At 72.9% G+C, this 19,352-nt stretch carries 20 protein-coding genes; 13 read left to right on the top strand and 7 right to left on the bottom strand.

Going from position 1 to position 19,352, the window contains the following annotated elements:
- Window positions 1–70: 70 nt before the first annotated feature.
- The 7 genes from ACQPY0_RS14805 (at window position 71) to ACQPY0_RS14775 (ending at window position 6,904) form a co-directional block, all read left to right on the top strand.
- Window positions 71–427: an effector-associated constant component EACC1 gene (locus ACQPY0_RS14805; protein WP_432989008.1), complete on the top strand. Its 357-nt coding sequence runs from the start codon at window positions 71–73 to the stop codon at window positions 425–427.
- Window positions 428–444: 17 nt separating this feature from the next.
- Window positions 445–1,713 carry a YqgE/AlgH family protein gene (locus ACQPY0_RS14800; RefSeq protein WP_432989006.1) on the top strand — a complete coding sequence of 423 codons (1,269 nt, stop codon included), beginning with the start codon at window positions 445–447 and terminating at the stop codon, window positions 1,711–1,713.
- A gap of 2 nt (window positions 1,714–1,715) precedes the next feature.
- On the top strand, window positions 1,716–3,740 hold the full coding sequence (locus ACQPY0_RS14795; protein ID WP_432989004.1) for an SIR2 family protein: 2,025 nt from the start codon (window positions 1,716–1,718) through the stop codon (window positions 3,738–3,740).
- A 43-nt stretch (window positions 3,741–3,783) separates the two neighbouring features.
- Window positions 3,784–4,137, top strand: coding sequence for a hypothetical protein (locus ACQPY0_RS14790; RefSeq protein WP_432989001.1), 354 nt, complete (start codon window positions 3,784–3,786; stop codon window positions 4,135–4,137).
- A 117-nt stretch (window positions 4,138–4,254) separates the two neighbouring features.
- A complete protein-coding gene (locus ACQPY0_RS14785) occupies window positions 4,255–4,884 on the top strand; it encodes a hypothetical protein (RefSeq protein WP_432988999.1) in 630 nt (209 codons plus the stop codon).
- 87 nt (window positions 4,885–4,971) lie between these two features.
- Entirely contained in the window at window positions 4,972–5,487 is a 516-nt protein-coding gene (locus tag ACQPY0_RS14780; protein WP_432988997.1) for an HD domain-containing protein, read from the top strand.
- Window positions 5,488–5,506: 19 nt separating this feature from the next.
- Window positions 5,507–6,904, top strand: coding sequence for an FAD-binding oxidoreductase (locus tag ACQPY0_RS14775; RefSeq protein ID WP_432988995.1), 1,398 nt, complete (start codon window positions 5,507–5,509; stop codon window positions 6,902–6,904).
- On the opposite strand, the gene ACQPY0_RS14770 is transcribed toward ACQPY0_RS14775, so the two are convergent.
- On the bottom strand, window positions 6,905–8,158 hold the full coding sequence (locus ACQPY0_RS14770) for a condensation domain-containing protein (RefSeq protein ID WP_432988992.1): 1,254 nt from the start codon (window positions 8,156–8,158) through the stop codon (window positions 6,905–6,907). It abuts the gene before it with no gap.
- A gap of 587 nt (window positions 8,159–8,745) precedes the next feature.
- Here ACQPY0_RS14770 and ACQPY0_RS14765 point away from each other — a divergent pair.
- Window positions 8,746–10,011 (top strand): condensation domain-containing protein, encoded by a 1,266-nt coding sequence (locus tag ACQPY0_RS14765; RefSeq protein ID WP_432988990.1) that lies wholly within the window; start codon window positions 8,746–8,748, stop codon window positions 10,009–10,011.
- Here ACQPY0_RS14765 and ACQPY0_RS14760 read toward each other — a convergent pair.
- Window positions 9,998–11,203 carry an RNA-guided endonuclease InsQ/TnpB family protein gene (locus tag ACQPY0_RS14760; RefSeq protein ID WP_432988988.1) on the bottom strand — a complete coding sequence of 402 codons (1,206 nt, stop codon included), beginning with the start codon at window positions 11,201–11,203 and terminating at the stop codon, window positions 9,998–10,000. The genes ACQPY0_RS14765 and ACQPY0_RS14760 overlap by 14 nt on opposite strands.
- A gap of 31 nt (window positions 11,204–11,234) precedes the next feature.
- Between ACQPY0_RS14760 and tnpA the strand changes: the two genes are divergently transcribed.
- Window positions 11,235–11,573 carry an IS200/IS605 family transposase gene (tnpA, locus tag ACQPY0_RS14755; protein WP_432988985.1) on the top strand — a complete coding sequence of 113 codons (339 nt, stop codon included), beginning with the start codon at window positions 11,235–11,237 and terminating at the stop codon, window positions 11,571–11,573.
- Between the two features lie 383 nt (window positions 11,574–11,956).
- Window positions 11,957–12,307 (top strand): hypothetical protein, encoded by a 351-nt coding sequence (locus ACQPY0_RS14750; protein WP_432988983.1) that lies wholly within the window; start codon window positions 11,957–11,959, stop codon window positions 12,305–12,307.
- Between the two features lie 94 nt (window positions 12,308–12,401).
- Here the strand turns inward: ACQPY0_RS14750 and ACQPY0_RS14745 are convergent, their stop codons facing one another.
- From ACQPY0_RS14745 to ACQPY0_RS14725, 5 genes are read right to left on the bottom strand one after another with little or no spacing between them, the layout of a single operon-like run.
- Window positions 12,402–13,355, bottom strand: coding sequence for an ATP-binding cassette domain-containing protein (locus ACQPY0_RS14745; protein WP_432988981.1), 954 nt, complete (start codon window positions 13,353–13,355; stop codon window positions 12,402–12,404).
- 15 nt (window positions 13,356–13,370) lie between these two features.
- Window positions 13,371–14,126, bottom strand: a complete 756-nt coding sequence (locus ACQPY0_RS14740; RefSeq protein ID WP_432988978.1) for an ABC transporter permease — start codon at window positions 14,124–14,126, stop codon at window positions 13,371–13,373.
- Between the two features lie 10 nt (window positions 14,127–14,136).
- Complete coding sequence (locus ACQPY0_RS14735; protein WP_432988976.1) at window positions 14,137–15,291, bottom strand: glycosyltransferase; 1,155 nt, start codon at window positions 15,289–15,291, stop codon at window positions 14,137–14,139.
- Window positions 15,288–15,566, bottom strand: coding sequence for a phosphopantetheine-binding protein (locus ACQPY0_RS14730; RefSeq protein ID WP_432988973.1), 279 nt, complete (start codon window positions 15,564–15,566; stop codon window positions 15,288–15,290). The genes ACQPY0_RS14735 and ACQPY0_RS14730 overlap by 4 nt, the downstream gene beginning before the upstream one ends.
- 4 nt (window positions 15,567–15,570) lie before the next feature.
- A complete protein-coding gene (locus ACQPY0_RS14725) occupies window positions 15,571–16,551 on the bottom strand; it encodes a methyltransferase domain-containing protein (RefSeq protein ID WP_432988971.1) in 981 nt (326 codons plus the stop codon).
- 730 nt (window positions 16,552–17,281) lie between these two features.
- Here ACQPY0_RS14725 and ACQPY0_RS14720 point away from each other — a divergent pair.
- The 3 genes from ACQPY0_RS14720 (at window position 17,282) to ACQPY0_RS14710 (ending at window position 19,316) form a co-directional block, all read left to right on the top strand.
- Window positions 17,282–18,697 (top strand): class I adenylate-forming enzyme family protein, encoded by a 1,416-nt coding sequence (locus tag ACQPY0_RS14720; RefSeq protein ID WP_432988969.1) that lies wholly within the window; start codon window positions 17,282–17,284, stop codon window positions 18,695–18,697.
- Window positions 18,698–18,699: 2 nt separating this feature from the next.
- The gene (locus ACQPY0_RS14715) at window positions 18,700–18,975 is read left to right on the top strand and encodes an acyl carrier protein (RefSeq protein ID WP_432988966.1); all 276 of its coding nucleotides are present in this window, start codon (window positions 18,700–18,702) and stop codon (window positions 18,973–18,975) included.
- 137 nt (window positions 18,976–19,112) lie between these two features.
- Window positions 19,113–19,316, top strand: coding sequence for a phosphopantetheine-binding protein (locus ACQPY0_RS14710; RefSeq protein ID WP_432995235.1), 204 nt, complete (start codon window positions 19,113–19,115; stop codon window positions 19,314–19,316).
- Window positions 19,317–19,352: the final 36 nt, after the last annotated feature.

Here is a 19,352-nt window from a genome sequence, read left to right as displayed (position 1 = left end):
CCGGGTGACAGGGGATGCGGCGGTTCGATAAGGTTCGAAGTCCGCATCCCCTAGCATCCCGGGTTGACCAGTGCAGCTGCAGATCCACCTCGAGCCCCTCGGGGACGGCACCGCGCCCGACGTCGACACGCTGCTCGGCCTGCAGCGCTGGCTGCTGGGCGAGCCCGGCGTCGTGCAGTCCGAGATCGGGCTGTCGACCGCGGCGCTCCCCGGTGAACTCTCGGGTGCCGTCGAGATCATCAGCCTGGTGCTCGGCACCGGGCTGTCGGTCGGGCAGCTGCTGCTGGCGATCTCCAACTGGCGCCGGACCCGGCCCGAGGCGCCCGCGGTCATCCTGACCCGCACCGACCCCGACGGCGTGTCGGTGCGCATCGAGTCCTCCGACCCGGCGGCCGTCGCCGCCGCGGCGCGGGCGCTCACCGGCTGAGCCCCGGGGCCGGTCAGGTGGCGGAGCTTTCCGACCCGCGCGCGTCGCGGGCAGTGCTCGTGGGCGGGGCGCGCTACTCGCAGCTGCCCGAGGTACCAGCGATCACCCGCAACCTCAACGGGCTCGCCGGGGTGCTGCAGGACCCGGACCTGTGGGGGCTCGCGCCCGAGCACTGCACGGTGCTGCACGACCCCGACGACGCCCGCGAGGTCAGCCGGGTGCTGCGGCGCGCCGCGGACGAGACCGCCCCGGAGGGCATGCTCGTCGTCTACTACGCCGGCCACGGGCTGGTGGACCCGGTCGACAGCAGCCTCGTGCTGGGGCTACGGGGCACCGATCCGGCCGTACCGTACGAGGCCGGTCTGCCCTTCGAGCACATCCGCCGCGCCGTGGCCGGCAGCCGCGCGCACCGCCGCCTGGTGATCCTCGACTGCTGCTACGCCGGGCGGGCCAGCGGCCACCTCGCGGCGGGCGAGTCCGGCACCCAGGCCGTGGCCGACCAGGCCGGGACGGACGAGACGTGCCTGCTGGTCTCCGCGCCGCGCAACCGCACCGCGCAGGCCCCGCCCGGCGAGCCGTACACCGCCTTCACCGGCGAGCTGCTGCGCGTGCTGCGCGGCGGCCTGCCCGACCGCTCCGCGGTGCTCGACGTGCGCACCATCTGGCGGGAGGTCACGCTGCGGCTGCGCGAGCGCGGCTTCGAGCTGCCCGAACTGCGCTCCGCCGGGGATGAGCTGCCGCTGGTGCACAACGCGGCCCGCCACCACCGCGACCTCGTCGGGCGGATCGTCGTGGCCACCGCCGCCGTCGAGGACCGCGACCTGCGCCAGGCGGCGGTGCTCGTCCTGCGCCACGACCGCGCGCGCGGCGCCGTCGGCGTGCGGATCAACCGCCCCACCCACGACCCGCTGCCCGCCGACATCCCGCCGGGCTGGCGGCGGCTGCTGACCACGCCCGCGGTGCTGTTCGACGCCGGGCCGCTGAGCCGGTACGAGGGCTTCATCGCCGTCGCCCGGCTGCGCCCGGACGTCGAGCCGCCGCTGCGTTTCCGGCCCGTCCGCGACCGGCTCGGGGTGATCCCGCTGTCGGCCGACCCACAGCCGCTGGCGCCGGTGATCGCCGGGCTGCGGCTGTTCTCCGGGTACATCGGGTGGGGCCCCGACCAGCTGGAGGCCGACATCGACGGGGGCCTGCTCCTGCTCAGCGACGCCGACGTGCGCGAGGCGCTGTCCAGCCGCCCGCGCGACCTGTGGACGACCCTGCACGCCCGGGCCGCGGGAGAGTGAGAATGGAGCTCAGGCTCATCGAGGAGGTCGTGTCCGCGATCCGCCACGGCGGCACGGTCACGCTCATCCTCGGCGCCGGCATGACCATGCCCGCCGTGCCCGGCCTCGAGGAGCTGGTGGAGCTGGCCGACCGCTACGCGGCCGGGCTCGGCGACGACGGGGAGCTGATCCAGGCGCTGCACCAGGCCCGCGCGGCGCTCGGCCCGCACGCGCTGCCGATCGAGGTGTACCTCGCCTACCGGCGCGTCTTCACCGCCCGCCGCTCCCCCGGCGAGTTCGACGTGGTCGTCCAGCAGGCGGTGCTGGCCGGCTACCGGGCGCCGGACCTCGCCTCCTCGCCGCTGGCGACCCACGGCATCTGGCAGCGCGTCGACCTGCGCCTCGGCGAGCGGGTCGAGAACAGCCTCGACTGGTGGGAGCTGCCGGCCGGGGTCCGTGCCGTGGGCCGTCTGCTGGCGGGGCGGCCGGACGAGTTCGGCAACTGCATCCTCACCACGAACTTCGATCCGCTGTTCGAGGTCGCGGTCCGCCAGACCGGCCGCCAGGCGCTCAGCGTGCCGGTCGCGCCCGACGGCCGCCCGGACCGCCGGCCCGAGGGTGAGGGCGCGGTGCAGGTCTTCCACCTGCACGGGTTCTGGCGGCCGGTGAGCGAGGAGGCCCGCTCGCCGCTGCTGCACGACCCGGCCCCGGACGCCACCGCCCCGGAGTCCTCCCGCGCCCTCGCCGAACTGATCACCGGGGATGTCGTGGTCGTCGTGGGGTACACCGGCTGGGACGACATCGTCACCGGCGCCCTGCGCGAGGTCGGCGCCGCCCGCCCGGTCCGGGTGCTCTGGGCGCTGCACGACGCCGCGCCGCTGCGCCTGCCCGACCGCCTCGAGGGGCTGGTCGAGTTCTTCACCGACATCGACGGCGACGACCTGTTCACCGGGCTGGCCGACCGCCTCGAGGTCCCGCCGGCCGGCCCGCGGGTCGACCCCCGCCGCCGGGTCCGGCACCTGGAATGGGAGCGCGAGCTGTTCTCCCAGCCCGGCAACACCGCCCCGGAAGGTGTACTGCCCCTGCTTCGCCAACTGGAGCGGCGCTACGGCTGGGGCGTGGACTGGGCCGGCGAGCCCCAGCGGCCGAGACTGCTGTTCTGGCCGGTGCGGCTGCGCTCCCGCGCGTCGCTCATCAACGCCGTCCAGGCCCTCACCGCGGCCGCCCTCAGCGCCCGCGGCGTGCGCGTGGCCGTGTGCCTCGACGACTTCGGCGTCACCGGCCGCGAGCAGCTCAGCGCCGCGTTCGTCGAGGACCTGCGCCGGTGGATGCGCCGGGTCGACCCGGCCGCGGACCCGCAGGTGGCGTCGCTGCAGGACTATGTGACGTCGGCGCCGGCGCACTCGCCCGAGTCGCTGCTGCGCCCGACGGACCCGTGGTCGGTGGCGCGGATCTTCTACGGGGAGCGCAACCCGTCGCTGTACAGCGTGCTGGCCGCGATCAAGGTCGTGCCGCACCTGGCCCTGCACGACCTGGAGCGCAACGCCGGGGCGATCGTGCAGACGCTGCTGTCCAAGGACGCCAACCGGCTGCTGACCCCGCTGACGACGTGGTCGTACCTGCACCACCTGCTGCAGACCGAGCCGGCGGCCGAGGTGATGGCGTACGCGGGCAGCGACGAGCGGCTGCTGTGGGAGCAGTTCCGGGAGCATTTCGGCCTCGGCGGGACGCTGCTGTACAACCCCTACATCCGGCACCTGACGAACGAGTCGCGGATGGTGCGCTGGTCGAGCCCGGCGGAGCTGCGGGCCTACCTGAACTCGACCCGGGGCCTGCCGGGGTGGGGCGAGGAGGGCGGCTACGTGCACTGGCTGGTGCAAAATGCCTTCCTGCTTCCCCGGTACCTCACCGGCGCCGACTTCCCCGAGGCCGGCGGCTACCACCTGGACTCGTGGCCGGCGTTCGCGGCCGCCCTGGACGGCGGGGTGCCGGTCCTGGACCTGCTGGCCGAGGACGTCTCCGCCTTCTACCTGCCGCCGCCGGCCTGATCGGGGCTCGCCGGGCTGGCTGGCAGCGGGTAGCGTTTGATCCATGACGGTGGGGGTCCTGTCGGCGAGCGGCGTCGATCGCTGCGTCGCGTTGCTGGGTGAGGAGCTGACCGCGTACATCGCGGGCGCTTCCACCGTGGGCGAGTTTCAGCGCTGGCGCGGCGACCGGCGGCGGTGGGCCGAGTTCGCCGGGCGGGTCCAGGGCGCCGTCGAGGTGGCCGACGCGTTCGCGCGGGCCAACCGGCTCGGCGCGGCGGCGGGGTGGCTGCGCGAGGTCGGCGCGGCCGGGATCGCCGGACGCTCGCCGGCCCGGATGCTGCGCGAGGCGACCGGGGACACGCTCAAGCGGGTGATCGAGGCGGCCGATCGGTTCATCCGGCGGCCGGCCGCGCGGTAAAGGCCGGACGAAACGCCGGGGTTGGCGCATGCCGCCCCGGGCGGCTGTGGCACGCTCTGTGGTGTCGGCGGCGCGCGGCGCCGCGCACTCCACCGCGAACACACACAGGGATGCGCCGTGGGTGACACCTCGCTGCTGCAGCGCCTCGACATCGCCGAGACCCTCGACCGGGTCACCGCTGGGGTGCGGGCCGGGCACATCCGCCCCTACCGGCACGTGAACGGATTCACCAAGATCGTCGTGGCCGGATACGCGGACGGCAGCCGGCTCACACTGCACTACTGGCCGGCCGACCCGCAGCGGGGCGAGCACGTCTCGCGGCCGCACGACCACCGCTTCCCGTTCCGCTCGATCCTGCTCGGCGGGCGGCAGCACTTCGTCGAGCTGGAGGAGGCCCCGGGCGGCGCGCCGTGGCGGCGGTTCACCTACCGGCCGTACCTGAGCGGACGCCTCGCCCGTGTCGTCTTCGACGGCAGCGTGGAACTGGCCCCGGTCCGCCGGGTCGATCGGGCGCCGCTGCGGGGGCAGTACGAGACGACGTCGAGCATCATCCATCAGGCCGTCACCGACCGGGGGCAGGCGTGCGCGACACTGGTATTGCGCGGACCCCGGGAGCGGCTGCGCTCGCAGGTGTACTACCGCCCGGACGAGCCGCCGCCGCGGGGCGGGGTGCAGCTGGGCCGCCGCCTCGAGCGCGCCGAGGTGCTCCGCCAGCTCGACGACGTGGCGGCAATGATCAGCCATTAGCGCGATCGGCCGGTAGGGAGGTGCGGCATCCTGTCGCCGCGGTTCACCGACGCGCTGGCGTTCGCCGCGTCGCGCCACGGCGGGCAGGTGCGGCACAACACCGGCACGCCGTACGTCTCCCATCTGCTGGCGACGTGCGCGATCGTGCTCGAGGAGGGCGGCGGCGAGACGGCCGCGATCGGCGCACTGCTGCACGACGTGCTCGAGGACTCCCCGACGGACCGCGGGGCGCTGCGGGAGCGCTTCGGCGACGAGGTGTACCGCATCGTGCACGACTGCACCGACGCCGACGCCGCCCGGCGCGAGCGGATGACCTGGTGGGAGCGCAAGCGCGAGCACCTCGGGCGGATGCGCGACGAGGCGGGACCGCAGTCGCTGCTGGTCATCGCCGCCGACAAGGTGTGCAGCCTGCAGTCGCTGGTCGACGACCTGCACCGGTTCGGCCCCGGGCTGTTCGAGCGCAGCGCCCGCACCGCCACCGAGCTGCTGTGGAACTACCGCGAGGTGCTGGGCGTGCTGGAGCGGCGCCTCGGCGGCCGGCCGGTCGTGGTGCGGCTGCGCCGGCTCGTCGGCGAGTTCGAGACGCTTGCCGTCGATCAGTGACGATGACAAGATCGGCCGGGTGCGACTGGACCTCGGGCCGCTGGAGGCCTTCCGCGGCGAGCTCATCACCCCCTACGACCCCGCCTACGAGGGCGCCCGGGTGCTGTTCAACACCCGCGTGCGGACCCGGCCGGCGCTGATCGCGCGCTGCGCCGACGCCGGCGACGTGTCCGCGGCGATCCGCTTCGCCCGCGACCGGGGCCTGCCCCTGTCCGTACGCGGCGGCGGCCACCACGCCAGCGGCCTGTCCCTGGTGGAGGGCGGCGTCGTGGTCGACGTCGGCGGGATGCGGGACGTGGCGTTCGACCCGGACGCGCGGATCGTCACCGTCGGCCCCGGCATCGGCTGGCGCGACATCGACCAGGTGACGTACGCCGGGCACACGTTCACCGGTGCCGACGGGCTGGAGTACGGGCTGGCCGGGCCCGGCGGGGAGTGCCCGACGGTGAGCAACGCCGGCTACAGCCTCGGCGGCGGCTACGGCCCGCTCGGGCGCACCTACGGCCTCGGCTGCGACCACCTGCTCGCCGCCGAGGTCGTCAACGCCGGCGGCGAGGTGCTGCGGGCGAGCCAGGACGAGCACCCGGACCTGTTCTGGGCGCTGCGCGGGGCCGGCGGGGCCGGATTCGGGGTGGTCACCAGCCTGACGTACCGGCTCAACCCGCTGCCGAAGACCGTCGTGGGCGGGATCATCGCCTGGCCGTTCGAGCGGGCCCGCGAGATCTTCGCCGCCTACCGGGACCTCTACGCCGGGCGCGCCGACGAGCGACTGGCGCTGTGCCTGCTGCTGACCACCGAGCCGTACCCGGACGGCGAGCCGGTCATCGCGATGTACGGCATGTACGTCGGCCCGCCCGCCGAGGCGCAGGAGGCGTTCGCCCCCGTGCTGGCGCTCGGCGAGCCGCTGTTCAGCACGATCGGCGAAACGGACTACCTCGACATGATGACGGTCATGGGCGAGGAGATCGTGTACGGCCTGCAGTCGAAGTGGCTCGGCGGGTACTTCTCCCCCGAGGGCTTCGACGAGGCCGCGTTCGACGTGATGGCCGAGCACTTCAAGCGGTCCCCGTCGGGCTTCTCGATGGTGCGCTTCGACCTGCTCGCCGGGGGCGCGATCGCGCGGGTGCCCAAGGACGCCACGGCGTTCGTGCACCGCGATGCCCTGCACTACGTGTCGGTCATCGCGCAGTGGCCGGGCGACGAGGAGACGGACGCGAACGTAGCCTGGATCGACGACTTCGCCGAGGCGCTGCGGCCGCACCTGACCGGCGAGGTGTACCAGAACTACGCCGACCGCGACCTGCGGCAGTGGCCCGCCGCCTACTACGGCGCCAACTATCCGCGGCTGCAGCAGGTGAAGGCGGCGTACGACCCGCAAGACGTCTTCCGCACCCCCCAGTCCATCAGGCTGCCGTGATCAGGCGGCCGTGACGGCGGCCGCCTCCAGCTCGCGGGCGAAGCGCTCGACCGCGGCGGGGGCGATCGCGTGGGTGTCGGCCCAGATGCCCAGCTGGACCGCGCCGCCGTCGGAGTCGACCTGCACGTAGAGGCTGCCGTCGTAGGTGGGCAGCTCCCGCTCCCACCGCAGCGTGCTCTGCCCGAGCGCGGCCCGGGCCGCCTCGCCCGTCGGGGCGGCCCCGGACGTTGACTGGCCACGTCGATCGTTGACGAAGCACGACAGGTCGACTGGCTCACCTCGCTCGGCGGCAAGCTGGTCCAGCATCGCGCGGTGCGCCCGCGGGTCGTAGTAGCCGTGCAGGTACGCCGCCGTCGCCGCCGTCCACACCCGCGCGACGAGCTCGTCGAACGGCACCGGCGCCGACGGCGGGCCGGGGTCGGCCACGACGATCCCGGGCTGGGTCAGGTGGCACACCGCGTCGGCGCAGCCGGGCCGGAAGCGGTTGCTCACCAGCACCTGCGCGACAACGGGCCGCAGCCCGGTGACGCGGGCCAGGGCCACCGCGTAGGCGGCCAGCAGCACGTGCCCGGTCTCGGCCCGGGTCCGCGCGGCGACGGCGGCCAGGGCCAGGTGCAGCGCCGGGGAGCGGAAGACGAGCTCGCGGAAGCGGGGCGTGCGCGGGTCGGCGGAGCCGGCGAGCCGGGCGGCCGGGACCCCGGCGAGCTGGGTCCGCCAGTACCGCAGCGCCTTCTCGCTCTGCCGCCGCCCCGCCGGGGAGTGCTGGCGCGCGGCGAGCTCGAGCGGGCTCAGCCCGGACGGCGGCGGTGGGTGCTCCGCGCCGTGGTGGGCGAGGTCTCGCACGATCGCCTCGATGCCGGCCCCGTCCACCGCCAGGTGGCTGTACTGCACGACGAGGTGCGTCAGCGCCCCGCCGCGCCCGACCACGCCCCACCGCACCGGGTGCTCGCGGGCCAGGTCGAACGGCGTGAACTCGTACCGGCTGCGCAGCGCCTCGGCGTCCGCGTCGGTGTCGCCCTCCACAACCTCCAGGTGCACCTCGCCCGCGGCGTCGACGACCTGGCGGACGGGCTCGCCGCGCTCGTCGAACGCGAAGCGGGTGCGCAGCGCCGGGTGGCGGCCGACGAGGTAGGCGAGCATCGACGCGTATTGCTCCGCCGTCGCGCCCGGCGGCACGGCGACGGCGCCGCCGATGTTGAGCGTCCGCCCGGTGCGGCGCATCGTGTGCCAGATCTCGTGCTGCCCCCAGGTCAATTCCCCCGTGCCGCTCCCATCGCCGTGAAAGCGGATCGGAAGGCGCGTTACGACGACGTTGCGCATTGACGCTCTCCAACTTTACCGACGATTGTGAGGGTCGCTGAAAGGGTGCCCGAGCATTTGTCCGTTTGGACCCTGATGACCGTGTGGCGGGCACATCCCGGGCGTCCGCAACGAAGCCTAGCGACCCCAGGCCACCGGGAGAAGTGCAGGGCATCGATCCACTCCAATGATCATCTCCGATGGTTTCGGATATGCCCGGTTCTCGCCGAACCGCCGCGAATGCACTCTGGTTGACACGCCCCCGACCTCGGGTGAAGCTGTTTTCCGGCCATCAACTACGGACGATCCGTGAATGGCCGAATCCCCGGCGTTCCACGCCCTTTCGCCGCCCGGTCCGGTCGGCCGGCGCAGGGCGTCGCCGGCGTGCGCACCAACCGTAGGAGGTGAGAATCCATGGCGAACATCTCGAGCCGCAAGAACATCTCCAGCCGCAGCATCTCCGGCTGACCCCGGCGAACGTTCCACGGGCGGCCCGGCGAGCCGGGCCACCCGCTCACCCCTGGACCCGTGGAGGGCAGCGCGTGGAGACGTACCCCGCGACCGTCGGCCAGCTGTCGGTCTGGCGCGACCTGGAGAAGATTCCCGACGAGCGCCGGTGGGAGGCCAACCTGCAGTTCCTGTGGGACCTCCCGGCCGGCACCACGGCCGAGCACGTCTGGGACGCCCTGGCCCGGCTGGCGAACCGGCACGGCTCGCTGCGCACCCGGTACGTCGTCGACGAGCAGGGGTTCCCCCGCCAGTGGCCGCTGAAGGACGCCGGGGACACCGAGGCCGCCGTCCACGACCAGGTCCGGGCGGGCACCGCCGGCCTGGACGAGCAGGCCGAGGCGCAGCAGCGCGAGCTCAGGACCGCCATCAACGTGACCGAGCGGCTGCCGTGGCGGGCGCTGCTGCTGCTCGACGACGGCCGCCCGGCGCGGCTCGTGGTCACCGTGCAGCACATGGCCGCCGACGGGGCCGCGGCCCTCATCATGCGCGAGGACTTCCTGCGCCTGCTGGCCGGCGAGGAGCTGCCGGCGGCCCGGGGCCCGCTGGAGGTGGCCCTGGAGCAGCAGGGCGCGGGCGGCAGCCGGCTGCGCAACGCCGAGCGCCACTGGCGGCGCACGCTCGCCGCCGCGCCCCGGCTCGCGGCCGACGACCCGGCCGGGGTGGAACGCGAGCGCGTCGGCGCGACCCTGCGCACCGGCATCCCCATGCCACGGGCACACGCCGCGGCCGCCGTGACCGGGGCCAGCCTGTCCAGCGTGCTGCTCGCCGTCTACCACCGGGCGCTGTGCACGGTGACCGCCGAGCCGGTCCACCTGATGTTCTCGATGTCGAACAACCGCTACGACGACGGCCAGGCGACCGTCGTCACCAGCCTCAACCAGTGGGTGCCGCTGCTACTGGACGCCGAGGTGTCCGATCCCGCCGCCCCGCTCGTCGAGGTGGCCGGCAAGGTGCACTGGAAGCACTTCAGCGCCCTCAAGCACGGCGTGTGCTCCCCCGACGCCATCGTGGCCGCCCGCGCGGAGCACGCCGACGCCGACCCCGGTTACTACTACAACCCGATGCTCGCCCCGCCGGGCTTCCCGTCGCTGGACGCCCCAGCACCGTCCACTGTGGAGTTCTACGAGCCCGCCCGGGTGACCGGCCCCGGCTTCTACCTCATCGCCCGCGGCCTGACCTCGCTGGAGCTCGAGCTCCGGGTCAACCGCCCCGGCTGGAACCGCGCCCGACTGGAAGCCTTCCTGGACAAGCTGACCAGCGAGCTGACGACCACAGTTAAGTCAACTACCCGGCCCTAAGGGCCAGGCTTGCAGGTCTCTTCCTCGCTGGCTGCGAGGTTAGGCCGCGTGCGGGCGGGTTGACTGCGCCCCAGTCCTCGACGCCGCGCCGGGCGATGTTGAGGGCTGCATTGTGGTCGGCGTGGGCAACGACCCCGCACGACCGACAGGCGAATGTTCCCTGGTCGGGGCGGTTCCGCTTGTCGCGGTGCCCGCACCGGTGGCAGGTCTGGGAGGTGTACCGCGGGTCGACTTCAACCAGCGGTACACCCGCCCGGCGAGCCTTGTAGGCCAGGAACGCGCCGAGTTGGTGGAAAGACCACGAGGAGAGAGTGACCCGTTGGGGCTTTCGGAGCCGGACCCGGTCGCGGATGCCCGTCAGGTCTTCGACGGCGACTCCGCGGCCGGTGCGTGCCGCCTCGGTCACGATGGTCTTGGCGATGATGTGGTTGACGTTCGCGGCGTGCCGCGCTTCCTTACATCGGCGCCGGGCCAGCAGCCGCCGAGCCGACTTGGTGTTCCTCTGCTGCAATCGCCGGCGCAGCCGCACTTGCCTGCGGCGGTAGCCGTTGAGCCGGGTTCCGGCATGCCGGTTGCCGTCGGAGTCGTAGGCGATGTTGGCGATGCCCATGTCCACGCCGAGAAACCCGGCCGGGCCGATCAACTCAGGTTCGGGCACCTCGACGGTGGCGTAGAGGAACCACATGCCGTCGCGGTGCACCAGGTCGGATTCACCGACCGGCATGGTCGCGACGGCCTTGATCTGGTCGGACGAGCCAGTGAACGCGACACCCTTCAGCCGGCCGGACACCGTCCAGATCGACACGGTCCGGGCGTCGTGCTGCCAGGACAGCATCCGCGCGTCGTACGGCTGGGCGGCGTCCCAGCGGAACGAGACCGGGTTGGTCTCGGCGTTGCGGCGGCGTTTCGAGCCCGGCTTACCGAGGTTCCCGGCACGAATGTTCGCCGCCAGGGTCTTGTAGGCGTCGCAGACCTTCTTGATGACGTGCTGCGCGGCCTGCGCCCCGAGCCGATGGTCGTCCTTGATGCCCTGGTAGATATGCCTGCGCAGGTCGTAGTTGCGGTAGCAGCCGATCTCGCGGGCCGTCGCGGCGACGTCCGAAGCGGCCGTGTTGCAGGCGCGCAGGGTGGCCTCCAGCGCCGATGCCTGCTCGGCCGTCGGCAGGAGCTTCACCTGCACGACCAGGTTCACGTGATCACTGTAGACTCGCTGCGAAGAGATCATGCGGGCGGTGTGCGGACTTCGGCGCCAACTGCGCGAGTTCAACGGCGAGACCAACCACGTCCACCTGCTCGTGCACTACCGGCCCGCTGTCGCCCCGTCAAAGCTGGTCAACAGCCTCAAGGGCGCCTCATCCCGCTACCTACGCCAGGAACACGGCTCTCACCTACGCCGGTATCTGTGGGGCGGGCACCTGTGGTCGTCGTCGTACTTCGCAGGATCATGCGGCGGAGCACCACCCACCGTGGTCAAGGAGTACATCGAAACCAGAAACGTCCCGCTGGGTGAAGGCTCTCCTCCCGGCCCTGAAGGGCCAGGGTTCCATAAACTCCTTTGTTAACTGAAAATTCCGCTGTTGACACCCCCGCGCCACGCGACGATGCTCGTTTGCGAACGGCCCGGCAGCCGGGCGCGCCAAGGTTTTCACGTTCCGCGCTTCGCGCGGGCGCGGGCCTGGCGCGGTTCGGACCGGCCGCCGGCCGGAAACCCCGCACCGAAGCCGGGATCGCCGCGCTCCCTCGAGCGGCGGACCTCCTCCGTGCCGCGTCACGGACGACGGGCGGCCCCCACGACCGGGCTCGAAGGGCCGCCCGCCCGGGGTTCACGCCGCCAGGGACCGTGCCCAGACCCGGCGAAAGGCCGCCCGCAGCCGTCAGGTCGCGGCCGGCACGAAGAGGGACCGGGCCGGCCGGGCGCACGCTGAGGTGGCGCAACAACGCGTACGTGCTCAGCAGCGCAGCGACCCGGGTCTTCTTCGGCGGGGAGATCCAGGACGTGGGGCTGCTGCACGACTATCGTGCCCGCCGGGACCGGGCCGACGTGGCCCTGCTGCCGACCAACGGGTTGCGGCCGCTGATCGGCCCGCCCCTGGTCATGGGGCCGCGGGAGGCGGTGGCGGGCGCGGTCGCCCTGGGCGCGCGAGTCCTCGTGCCGGTGCACGACGCCCACGCCGACGACCTGCTGTCGCTGTTCTTCCGGCGTCACGGGTCGGCGGCCGATGCCGAGGCGACGGCGCCGGACGGGCTCGACGTGGTCCGCCTGCCGCCAGGCCGGCGCTGGGAGTACCCGCGGTGAGGCCGAAGCGTGCGGCGAGGCAAGGCTTTCATGCAGCCGGGCCCCGCAGCACGCTACGCCGGGACACGTCGGGGACGATCCCCCTGGGCGACGCTCAGTCGCGCAGGGAGCGGCCCGTCTTGGTGAGGAATACGTCGTCGAGGGTCGGGCGGTGCAGCTCGATCGTGGACAGGGGTACGCCCGCGCCCTCCAGGGCCCGCATGATCTGCGGGATCGCGGTGTCGCCGGCCTCCACGTTCAGCCGCAGTTCGCCGTCGTCGCGGGCCTCGACGCCCTTGGCGAACGGCTGGTCCTTGAGCACCTCGGCGGCCTTCTCCGACAGCTCACCGACCCCGATGGTCACCACGTCGCCGGAGATCTCGCGCTTGAGCGCCTCCGGGGTGCCCTCGGCGACGATCTCGCCGTGGTCGATGATGCAGATGCGGTCGCACAGGGCGTCGGCCTCGTCGAGGTAGTGCGTGGTGATGAAGACCGTCATGCCCTCCGAGCGCAGCCGCCGGACCTCGTCCCACATGTGGGCACGGCTCTGCGGGTCCAGGCCCGTGGTCGGCTCGTCGAGGAACAGCACCTGCGGGCGGTGGATGACGCCGAGCGCGATGTCGACCCGGCGGCGCTGGCCGCCGGAGTACGTCTTGCATTTGCGGTCGGCGAAGTCGCCCAGGTCGAACCCGGCGATGACCTCCTCGGCGCGCTGGGCGGCGTCGGTGCGGCTCATGCCGTACATCCGCGCCTGCAGGATCAGCTCCTCCCGCGCGGTGACGTCGTCGCTGGTGCCGCCGCCCTGTGCGACGAAGCCGATCGCGCGGCGCACCGCGCCCTGCTCGGTGCGCAGGTTCGCCCCGGCGATGGTGGCCTCGCCGTCGTCGGGCGGGATCAGCGTGGCGAGCATCCGCAGCGTCGTGGTCTTGCCGGCGCCGTTCGGGCCGAGGAAGCCGAAGATCTCGCCCTCGGCGACGTCCAGGTCGACGCCCTTGACCGCCGCGACCTCGGTCGTCGTGCGCTTGTGCTTGGTCTTGTAGGACTTCTTGAGCCCCTTGACCTTGATCATCGAAAGTCCCCTAACCTACTTGACCGAGCGCGCGAAGAGGCTGGCCGACCAGGCGACCGCGACGACGACGAGCGCACCGCAGAAGACGATGGAGCCCCACACGTGGACGTCGCCGGGGTGGCCGGCGTAGAGGGCGCGCATGCCGGTGACGGCCCAGTTGAACGGGTTGTAGTCGGCGACGGTGCGCAGCCACAGCGGCGCCAGCGCGAGCGGCAGCAGCGTGCCGGACAGCAGCATCAGCGGCTGGGCCACGTTGTTGATGACCTGGCCGAGCACGTTGGGGTTGTTCACCTTGATGGCGATGCCGTAGGAGATCGCCGCCGCCGAGAGGCTGATCAGCGCCAGGATCGCGTAGCCGAGCAGGATGTTGCCGATGTTGAGGATCAGCCCGAACGGCAGCGACAGGATGGTGATGATCACCGACTGGACCAGGACCGTGACCGTGTCGCGCAGCGCCCGGCCGAGCAGCAGAGCGACCCGGCTGACGGTGGTCACCCGGGAGCGCTCGATGACGCCGTTGGCGAGGTCGCCGAGCAGGCCGAAGCCGACGTAGAGGCCGCCGCCGATGGCCAGGGCGACGAGCATGCCGGGGACGTAGACGCGGTAGGCGTCGAGCATCGTCGAGCTGCCCAGCGCGGGCTTGAGCAGCGGGGCGAACAGGATGAGGTACACCACCGGCTGCGCGATGCCGAGGAAGACCCACAGCGGCGAGCGGATCATGAGCAGCATGTGGCGCTGGAAGATGAGCCAGGTGTCGCGCAGTACTTTCACGGGTATCGCCTCAATCGTTGTGATGGTTCTCGAGGATCTGGGCCGCCGCCTCGGCTCCCCCGCCGGCCTGCAACCGGTCGCCCTCGGCCCGGGCCGCCGCGGCGTAGGCCGGCTCGTCGAGCAGGCGCAGCAGCCGCTCGCGCAGGGCATCGGGCCGGATGTGGTCGAAGGAGACGCGCATCCCGGCGCCGGCCGCCTGGATGGCCTCGGCGTTGAGCGCCTGATCGCCCTTGATCGGCGCGACGAGGAGCGGGACGCCGTGCACGAGCGCCTCGGAGACCGTGTTGAGCCCGCCGTGCGCGACGACGGCGTGCAGGTGCGGCAGCAGGTCGAGCACCGGCACGCGGCGGCGGACGAGGACGTGGCCGGCGGGCTCGGCGAGGGTGCCCTCGGGCGCGACGACGATCGCCTGCAGCCGGTCGCCCAGCGGCGCCAGGGCCGCCTCGACGCGCTGGTAGAAGCCCTTGGCCAGGTCCATCGACAGGGTTCCCATGGTGACCAGCACGTGCCGGCGGCCCGGGTCGAGCCAGTCGAAGGGGAAGTCCGGGTCGGGCGTGCGCTCCGCGAGGCAGGGGCCGACGAGGTCCACATTGGACGGAAGATCGGCCGGGTCGCCGGCGAGCGCGCCGGCGGTGAAGGCGATCACCCCGTGCGGGGAGAAGCGCAGGTCGTACGGCGGCTCGCCGGGCTGCCCGGCCGCGCTCCACGCCGCCGCCAGCTGCGCGCCGATCCACGCCTCGACGTTGGGCAGGCCGCGGCGGAACGGGCGGGTGAGCTCCATGGTGGTGGGCGCGACGCTGACCCAGCGCAGCCCGTGCGCGTGCGCGACGATGGCGCCCGCGATCGCGTGCTGGTCGACGACGAGCACGTCGGGGGCGAACTCGGCGACCGCCGCCTCCACGCCTTTTCGGGTGCTCTTCGCGTGCGGGACGATGTAGCCCTCCCACCGCGAGCGGGTCGCGTCCAGCCCGCGCTCCGCCTGGCCGCGGTGGGCCCGCAGCGGGATCGGGTGGATGCTCGCGTCCTCGCCCAGCAGCGGGCGCAGGAACGACTCCGAGCCGGCCCACAGCACCTCGTGGCCGCGCCGGCGCAGGGCCGCCGCGACCGCCGCCATCGGGTTGACGTGCCCGGTGAGCGGCAGGGACAGGAACAGAAAACGACTCATGGCGTACCGCGAGTGCTGTCCACATAGGACGATACGTCGGCGACGCTGAGGCCCAGCAGCGCCTCCAGCTCCAGGCCGGCGATGTGCCCGGCGAGGTCGACGCCGGGCCCGAACCGCGCGGCCAGGCGCTCGCTCAGCGCGGCCAGCTCCAGGCTGTCCAGGAACAGGTCGCCGTCGAGCCGGGTCGCCGGTCCGAGGCCGGCGAGCCACTCGGCGTCCTCGCCGGTCACCTCGCGCAGCAGCTCGACGACGGCCAGCTGCGTCGGCGTCGTCATCGCTTCAGTCCCCACCCGCTGAGCCGGCGGACATGACCGCTGAGCCGGCGGGCTGGACCGCTGAGCCGGCGGGCTTGACCGCTGAGCCGGCGGGCTTGACCGCGCGGACCGCGCCGTAGGTCACCGCGCCGGTGCTGAAGCCCTTGAGCATCAGCGGGCCGGCGTAGAAGAAGCCCAGCACGTCCACACCGCGGTCGCGGGCCAGGTCGCGCATCATGGCGCGGCCGTTGTCCAGCTCGCGGACCTGCGCGAAGGTCGGCTCCCAGGAGTTGGCGACGTTGGCGCTCCAGTCCACAGAGGACACCCCGGTGAAGCCGGCCGCGGTGGCGAGCCGCTCGTGCTCCTCCAGCGAGGAGAAGCTCGGCATCACCTGGTGACGCAGGATCTGTTCGACGACGCGGTGCTCGTCGGGCGTCAGCTCGCCGTCGCGCACCGACCAGGTGGCGATGGCCAGGATGCCGCCCGGGCGCAGCAGGCGCATCGCCTCGGCGAAGAACGCGGTGCGGTCGGCGATGTGCATGAGGCTCTCCACGGCCCACAGCGCGTCGAAGGACGCGTCGGGGTAGCCGTTGGCGAGCGCGTCGCGCTGGTGGAAGCTCGCGCGCTCGGCGAGGCCGGCCGCGGCCGCCTTCTCGTTGGCGCGGGCCGCCTGCGCGGCACTGAGCGTGATGCCCTCGACGGTGCAGCCGAGCGGGCCGGCCAGGTGCAGCGCCGGGCCGCCGATGCCGCAGCCGACGTCGAGGACGCGGGCGCCCGAGGGGATGCCGGCGTACGCGACGAGCTCCCGGACCAGCCGGTCGGTCGCGGCGTGCCGCTCCTCGTCGTTGCCGGGGCGCTCGCCGGCGTCCCAGAACCCGTGGTGGACGTGTTCGCCCCACAGGTCCTCGTACAGGTCGAGCGTGGTGTCGTAATAGCGCTCGACCGCGGCGTTGAGCCCCGGTCCGGCGGGTGCGGACGGGTATGCAGAACCGGTATCGGCTTTCACAGGCGCAAATCTCCGAAAGGGCACTACCGGGGAATGGGGACGCGACCATAAAGGCGGCGCAAGCCCGGTCATTGTATGAACGCAGCGCCGACGCTTGTCAATGACCCGCGTAGGTTCCGGAACAAGGTCTTACGCGTGGGCAACCGCTGTACCGGCCGTACCGGGATACCCGCCCAGTCGGTATATCCGCGGCGCACGTACTGAACGCGCGTTCGTTGATCCCGTTGCTGCGCATACCGAATAGCTCGACCCGGACTGGGCGAACCTGCGGCGAATGTCCGGTTGTGCGCCGGATGCGCGGGGCCGCAACCGGCCCTGACCAGGGAGTCTTCCGAAACGGGGACCGTATCGATCCAAACGATTTTTCCCGGGGCGTGGTGTGACAGAACGGACATCCCGTCACATGCTCATGCAGCCCACTCTTGTAAAACGAGTTCGATTGCGTAAGGTCTATGCCTAGTCGAGGTGCCCATTTTTTGCTGCAATGCAGCTCGCGGCGCTTGAGTTCCGACAACGTCGACGGACTTCGGGTGCCACACACCCTCGGCACTTCGCAGTGTGTTCATCCGGGGGTTGTGCACGCTGATCGGCGACAGTCGGCCCGGTCAGCCGTTCAACCCTGCGCACGGTGTGCCCCAGCGGCCCCGGCGCGCCGCTTCCGCCATGGCCGGCGGCCGCGGCGCCCCCGGCTGCGGGCTCGTCGTGCCGAAACGAGGAAAGGGGTGTCGCGGTGAGCGCACCGGCCCTCGACCCGAGCTGGGTCGACGAGGTCCTGCTGGCGGACGGCCCGGACCGCCCGGCCGGTCGGCCCGCCCTCGTCCTCGACGCCCCGGTGACCCGCGCGGAGCTGCGCCGCCTGGTCGAGCAGAAGCAGGCCGTCCTCGCCGCCGCCGGCATCGGGCGCGACGGCCCCGGCGACTCGGTCGCGATCTGCCTGGCCCCGTCCCTGGCCTTCGTGGCGAACCTGCTGGCCTGCTGGCGCCTCGGCGCGCGGGCGGCGCTGCTGGACCACCGCCTGACCCCCTACGAGATCGACAACGCCCTGCAGCGCCTGGCCCCGCAGGCGGTCGTGTCCGCCAAACACGCCACCGGCGGCCCGCTGCGCGGCTTCGCCGACGTGCAGGAGCGCGTCGCCACCTACCCCGGCCGACCGGCCGACACCCCGCACGCGCTGGTCCAGCTCAGCTCCGGCTCGACCGGGCCCTCGAAGGTCATCGCGCGCACCGCCGCGAACCTCGTCGAGGAGCTGGAGCGCTACGTGGCCATCGGCGCCGGCGTCCCCCAGCCCGGCGAGCGCATCGTCTGCCTCGCCTCGATGGTCCACGTGCTCGGGCTCGTCGGCGGCCTGCTCTACGGGCTGCACGCCGGCGCCGAGCTGGTCATTCCGGCCCGAATGACCGCGGACGGCATCCTGGCCGCGGTCGCCGCCGGCCCCGAGCCCACCACGCTGCTGGGCGTCCCCTTCCACATCGAGCTGCTGTCCTCGGGGCCGACGCCGCCGCGCCTGCCCCAGCTGACCGGAATGACCACCGGCGGGGAGCTGGTGCGCGCGGCCGTCCATGAAACTTTCACGGATCGCTTCGGCATCCGCCTGGGCAACATGTACGGCATGACCGAGGTCGGGGTCATCGCGACCGACCTCTTCGGCGAGCACCGCCCCGCCCTGACCGCGGCGCCCGGCCTGCGGGTGCGCGAGGAGAACGGCGAGCTGCTGGTGTCGCTGGCCGCGTCGCCGTACCTGGGCCTGTCCGACCCGACCCGCTGGGCCGACGGCTGGCTGCACACCCGCGACGCGGGCACCGTCGATCCCGGGACCGGGCGGTTGCGCATCCTCGGGCGCAACGACTCCCAGGTCTCCGTCGGCGGGCTGAAGGTCGACCTCACCGAGGTCGAGCACACCCTCGCCGCGCTACCCGGCGTCGTGTCGGCCGTCGTGACCCACGACAAGGCGATCGAGGCGTACGTGATGCTGCGTGCGGACGCCACCGCGGAGCAGGTGCAGGCCGAGCTCGCGCAGCGGCTGGCCGCCTTCAAGCGCCCGCGCGTGCTGCACGTCGTCGAGCAGCTGCCCCGAACGGCCACCGGCAAGCTCGTCCGCGACCGCGCCCTGCTGGTCGCGGCGTCCGTGAAGGAAGGAAACGCCTGAGCATGAGCGACGAAACCAACGAGATCCGGCAGTTCTTACTGGACTCGCTGACCGAGATGAACTACAGCACCGACGACATCGACGACGACACCGCGCTCGGCCCGGCCGGCGCCGACCTCGAGTCGCTGTCCCTGGCCGAGCTCGCGGTCCGCGTCGAGGACCGCTTCGGGGTGCGCTTCGACGACGACGAGGCCGAGAAGCTCGCGGGCATGACCGTGGGCGAGTTCATCGCCGCCGTCGCCGAGCGCCGGGCCGCCGCGGCGACCGCGGGCAGCTGAGCGTGACGCAGGCAACGGGGGCGTCGCCGGCGCCCGGCCTGGGCCGGTCCGCGCCGGGCATCCCGAGCCAGACCGGGCCGAGGACCGCGGCGGAGGCGGGTCCCCCGGCCGCCCCGACCCGTGACGAGGTCGTCGCGATGCTGGCCACCTACGGTGACCGGCGGCCCGAGGACGTCGCGGAGGGGATCGACTCGCTGGAGCTGGCGTGGCTCATCCACCAGCTGGAGCAGCACTACGGCACCGCGCTGGACCTCTCCGACGAGGAGCTGGCCCACATGTCCACGGTCGCCGGTGCCGTCGAGGTCCTGGCCGGGCTGAAGGTCGAGACGGGCTCCCGGTGACGTCGTGAACAACAGTGGTACCCCCGGCGTGCTGAT

The organism is Dactylosporangium sp. CA-233914, from assembly GCF_050942935.1.
GTDB lineage: Bacteria > Actinomycetota > Actinomycetes > Mycobacteriales > Micromonosporaceae > Dactylosporangium.
This window is presented reverse-complemented; position numbering and strand designations above follow the sequence as displayed.

Excerpts from the sequence above, each read along its gene's own strand:
- ACQPY0_RS14730 (WP_432988973.1), bottom strand. The coding sequence starts at position 15,566 with ATGACGACGCCGACGCAGCTGGCCGTCGTCGAGCTGCTGCGCGAGGTG.
- ACQPY0_RS14715 (WP_432988966.1), top strand. The coding sequence starts at position 18,700 with ATGAGCGACGAAACCAACGAGATCCGGCAGTTCTTACTGGACTCGCTG.
- tnpA (WP_432988985.1), top strand. The coding sequence starts at position 11,235 with ATGCGGGCGGTGTGCGGACTTCGGCGCCAACTGCGCGAGTTCAACGGC.
- ACQPY0_RS14795 (WP_432989004.1), top strand. The coding sequence starts at position 1,716 with ATGGAGCTCAGGCTCATCGAGGAGGTCGTGTCCGCGATCCGCCACGGC.
- ACQPY0_RS14710 (WP_432995235.1), top strand. The coding sequence starts at position 19,113 with ATGCTGGCCACCTACGGTGACCGGCGGCCCGAGGACGTCGCGGAGGGG.
- ACQPY0_RS14790 (WP_432989001.1), top strand. The coding sequence starts at position 3,784 with ATGACGGTGGGGGTCCTGTCGGCGAGCGGCGTCGATCGCTGCGTCGCG.
- ACQPY0_RS14735 (WP_432988976.1), bottom strand. The coding sequence starts at position 15,291 with ATGAGTCGTTTTCTGTTCCTGTCCCTGCCGCTCACCGGGCACGTCAAC.
- ACQPY0_RS14745 (WP_432988981.1), bottom strand. The coding sequence starts at position 13,355 with ATGATCAAGGTCAAGGGGCTCAAGAAGTCCTACAAGACCAAGCACAAG.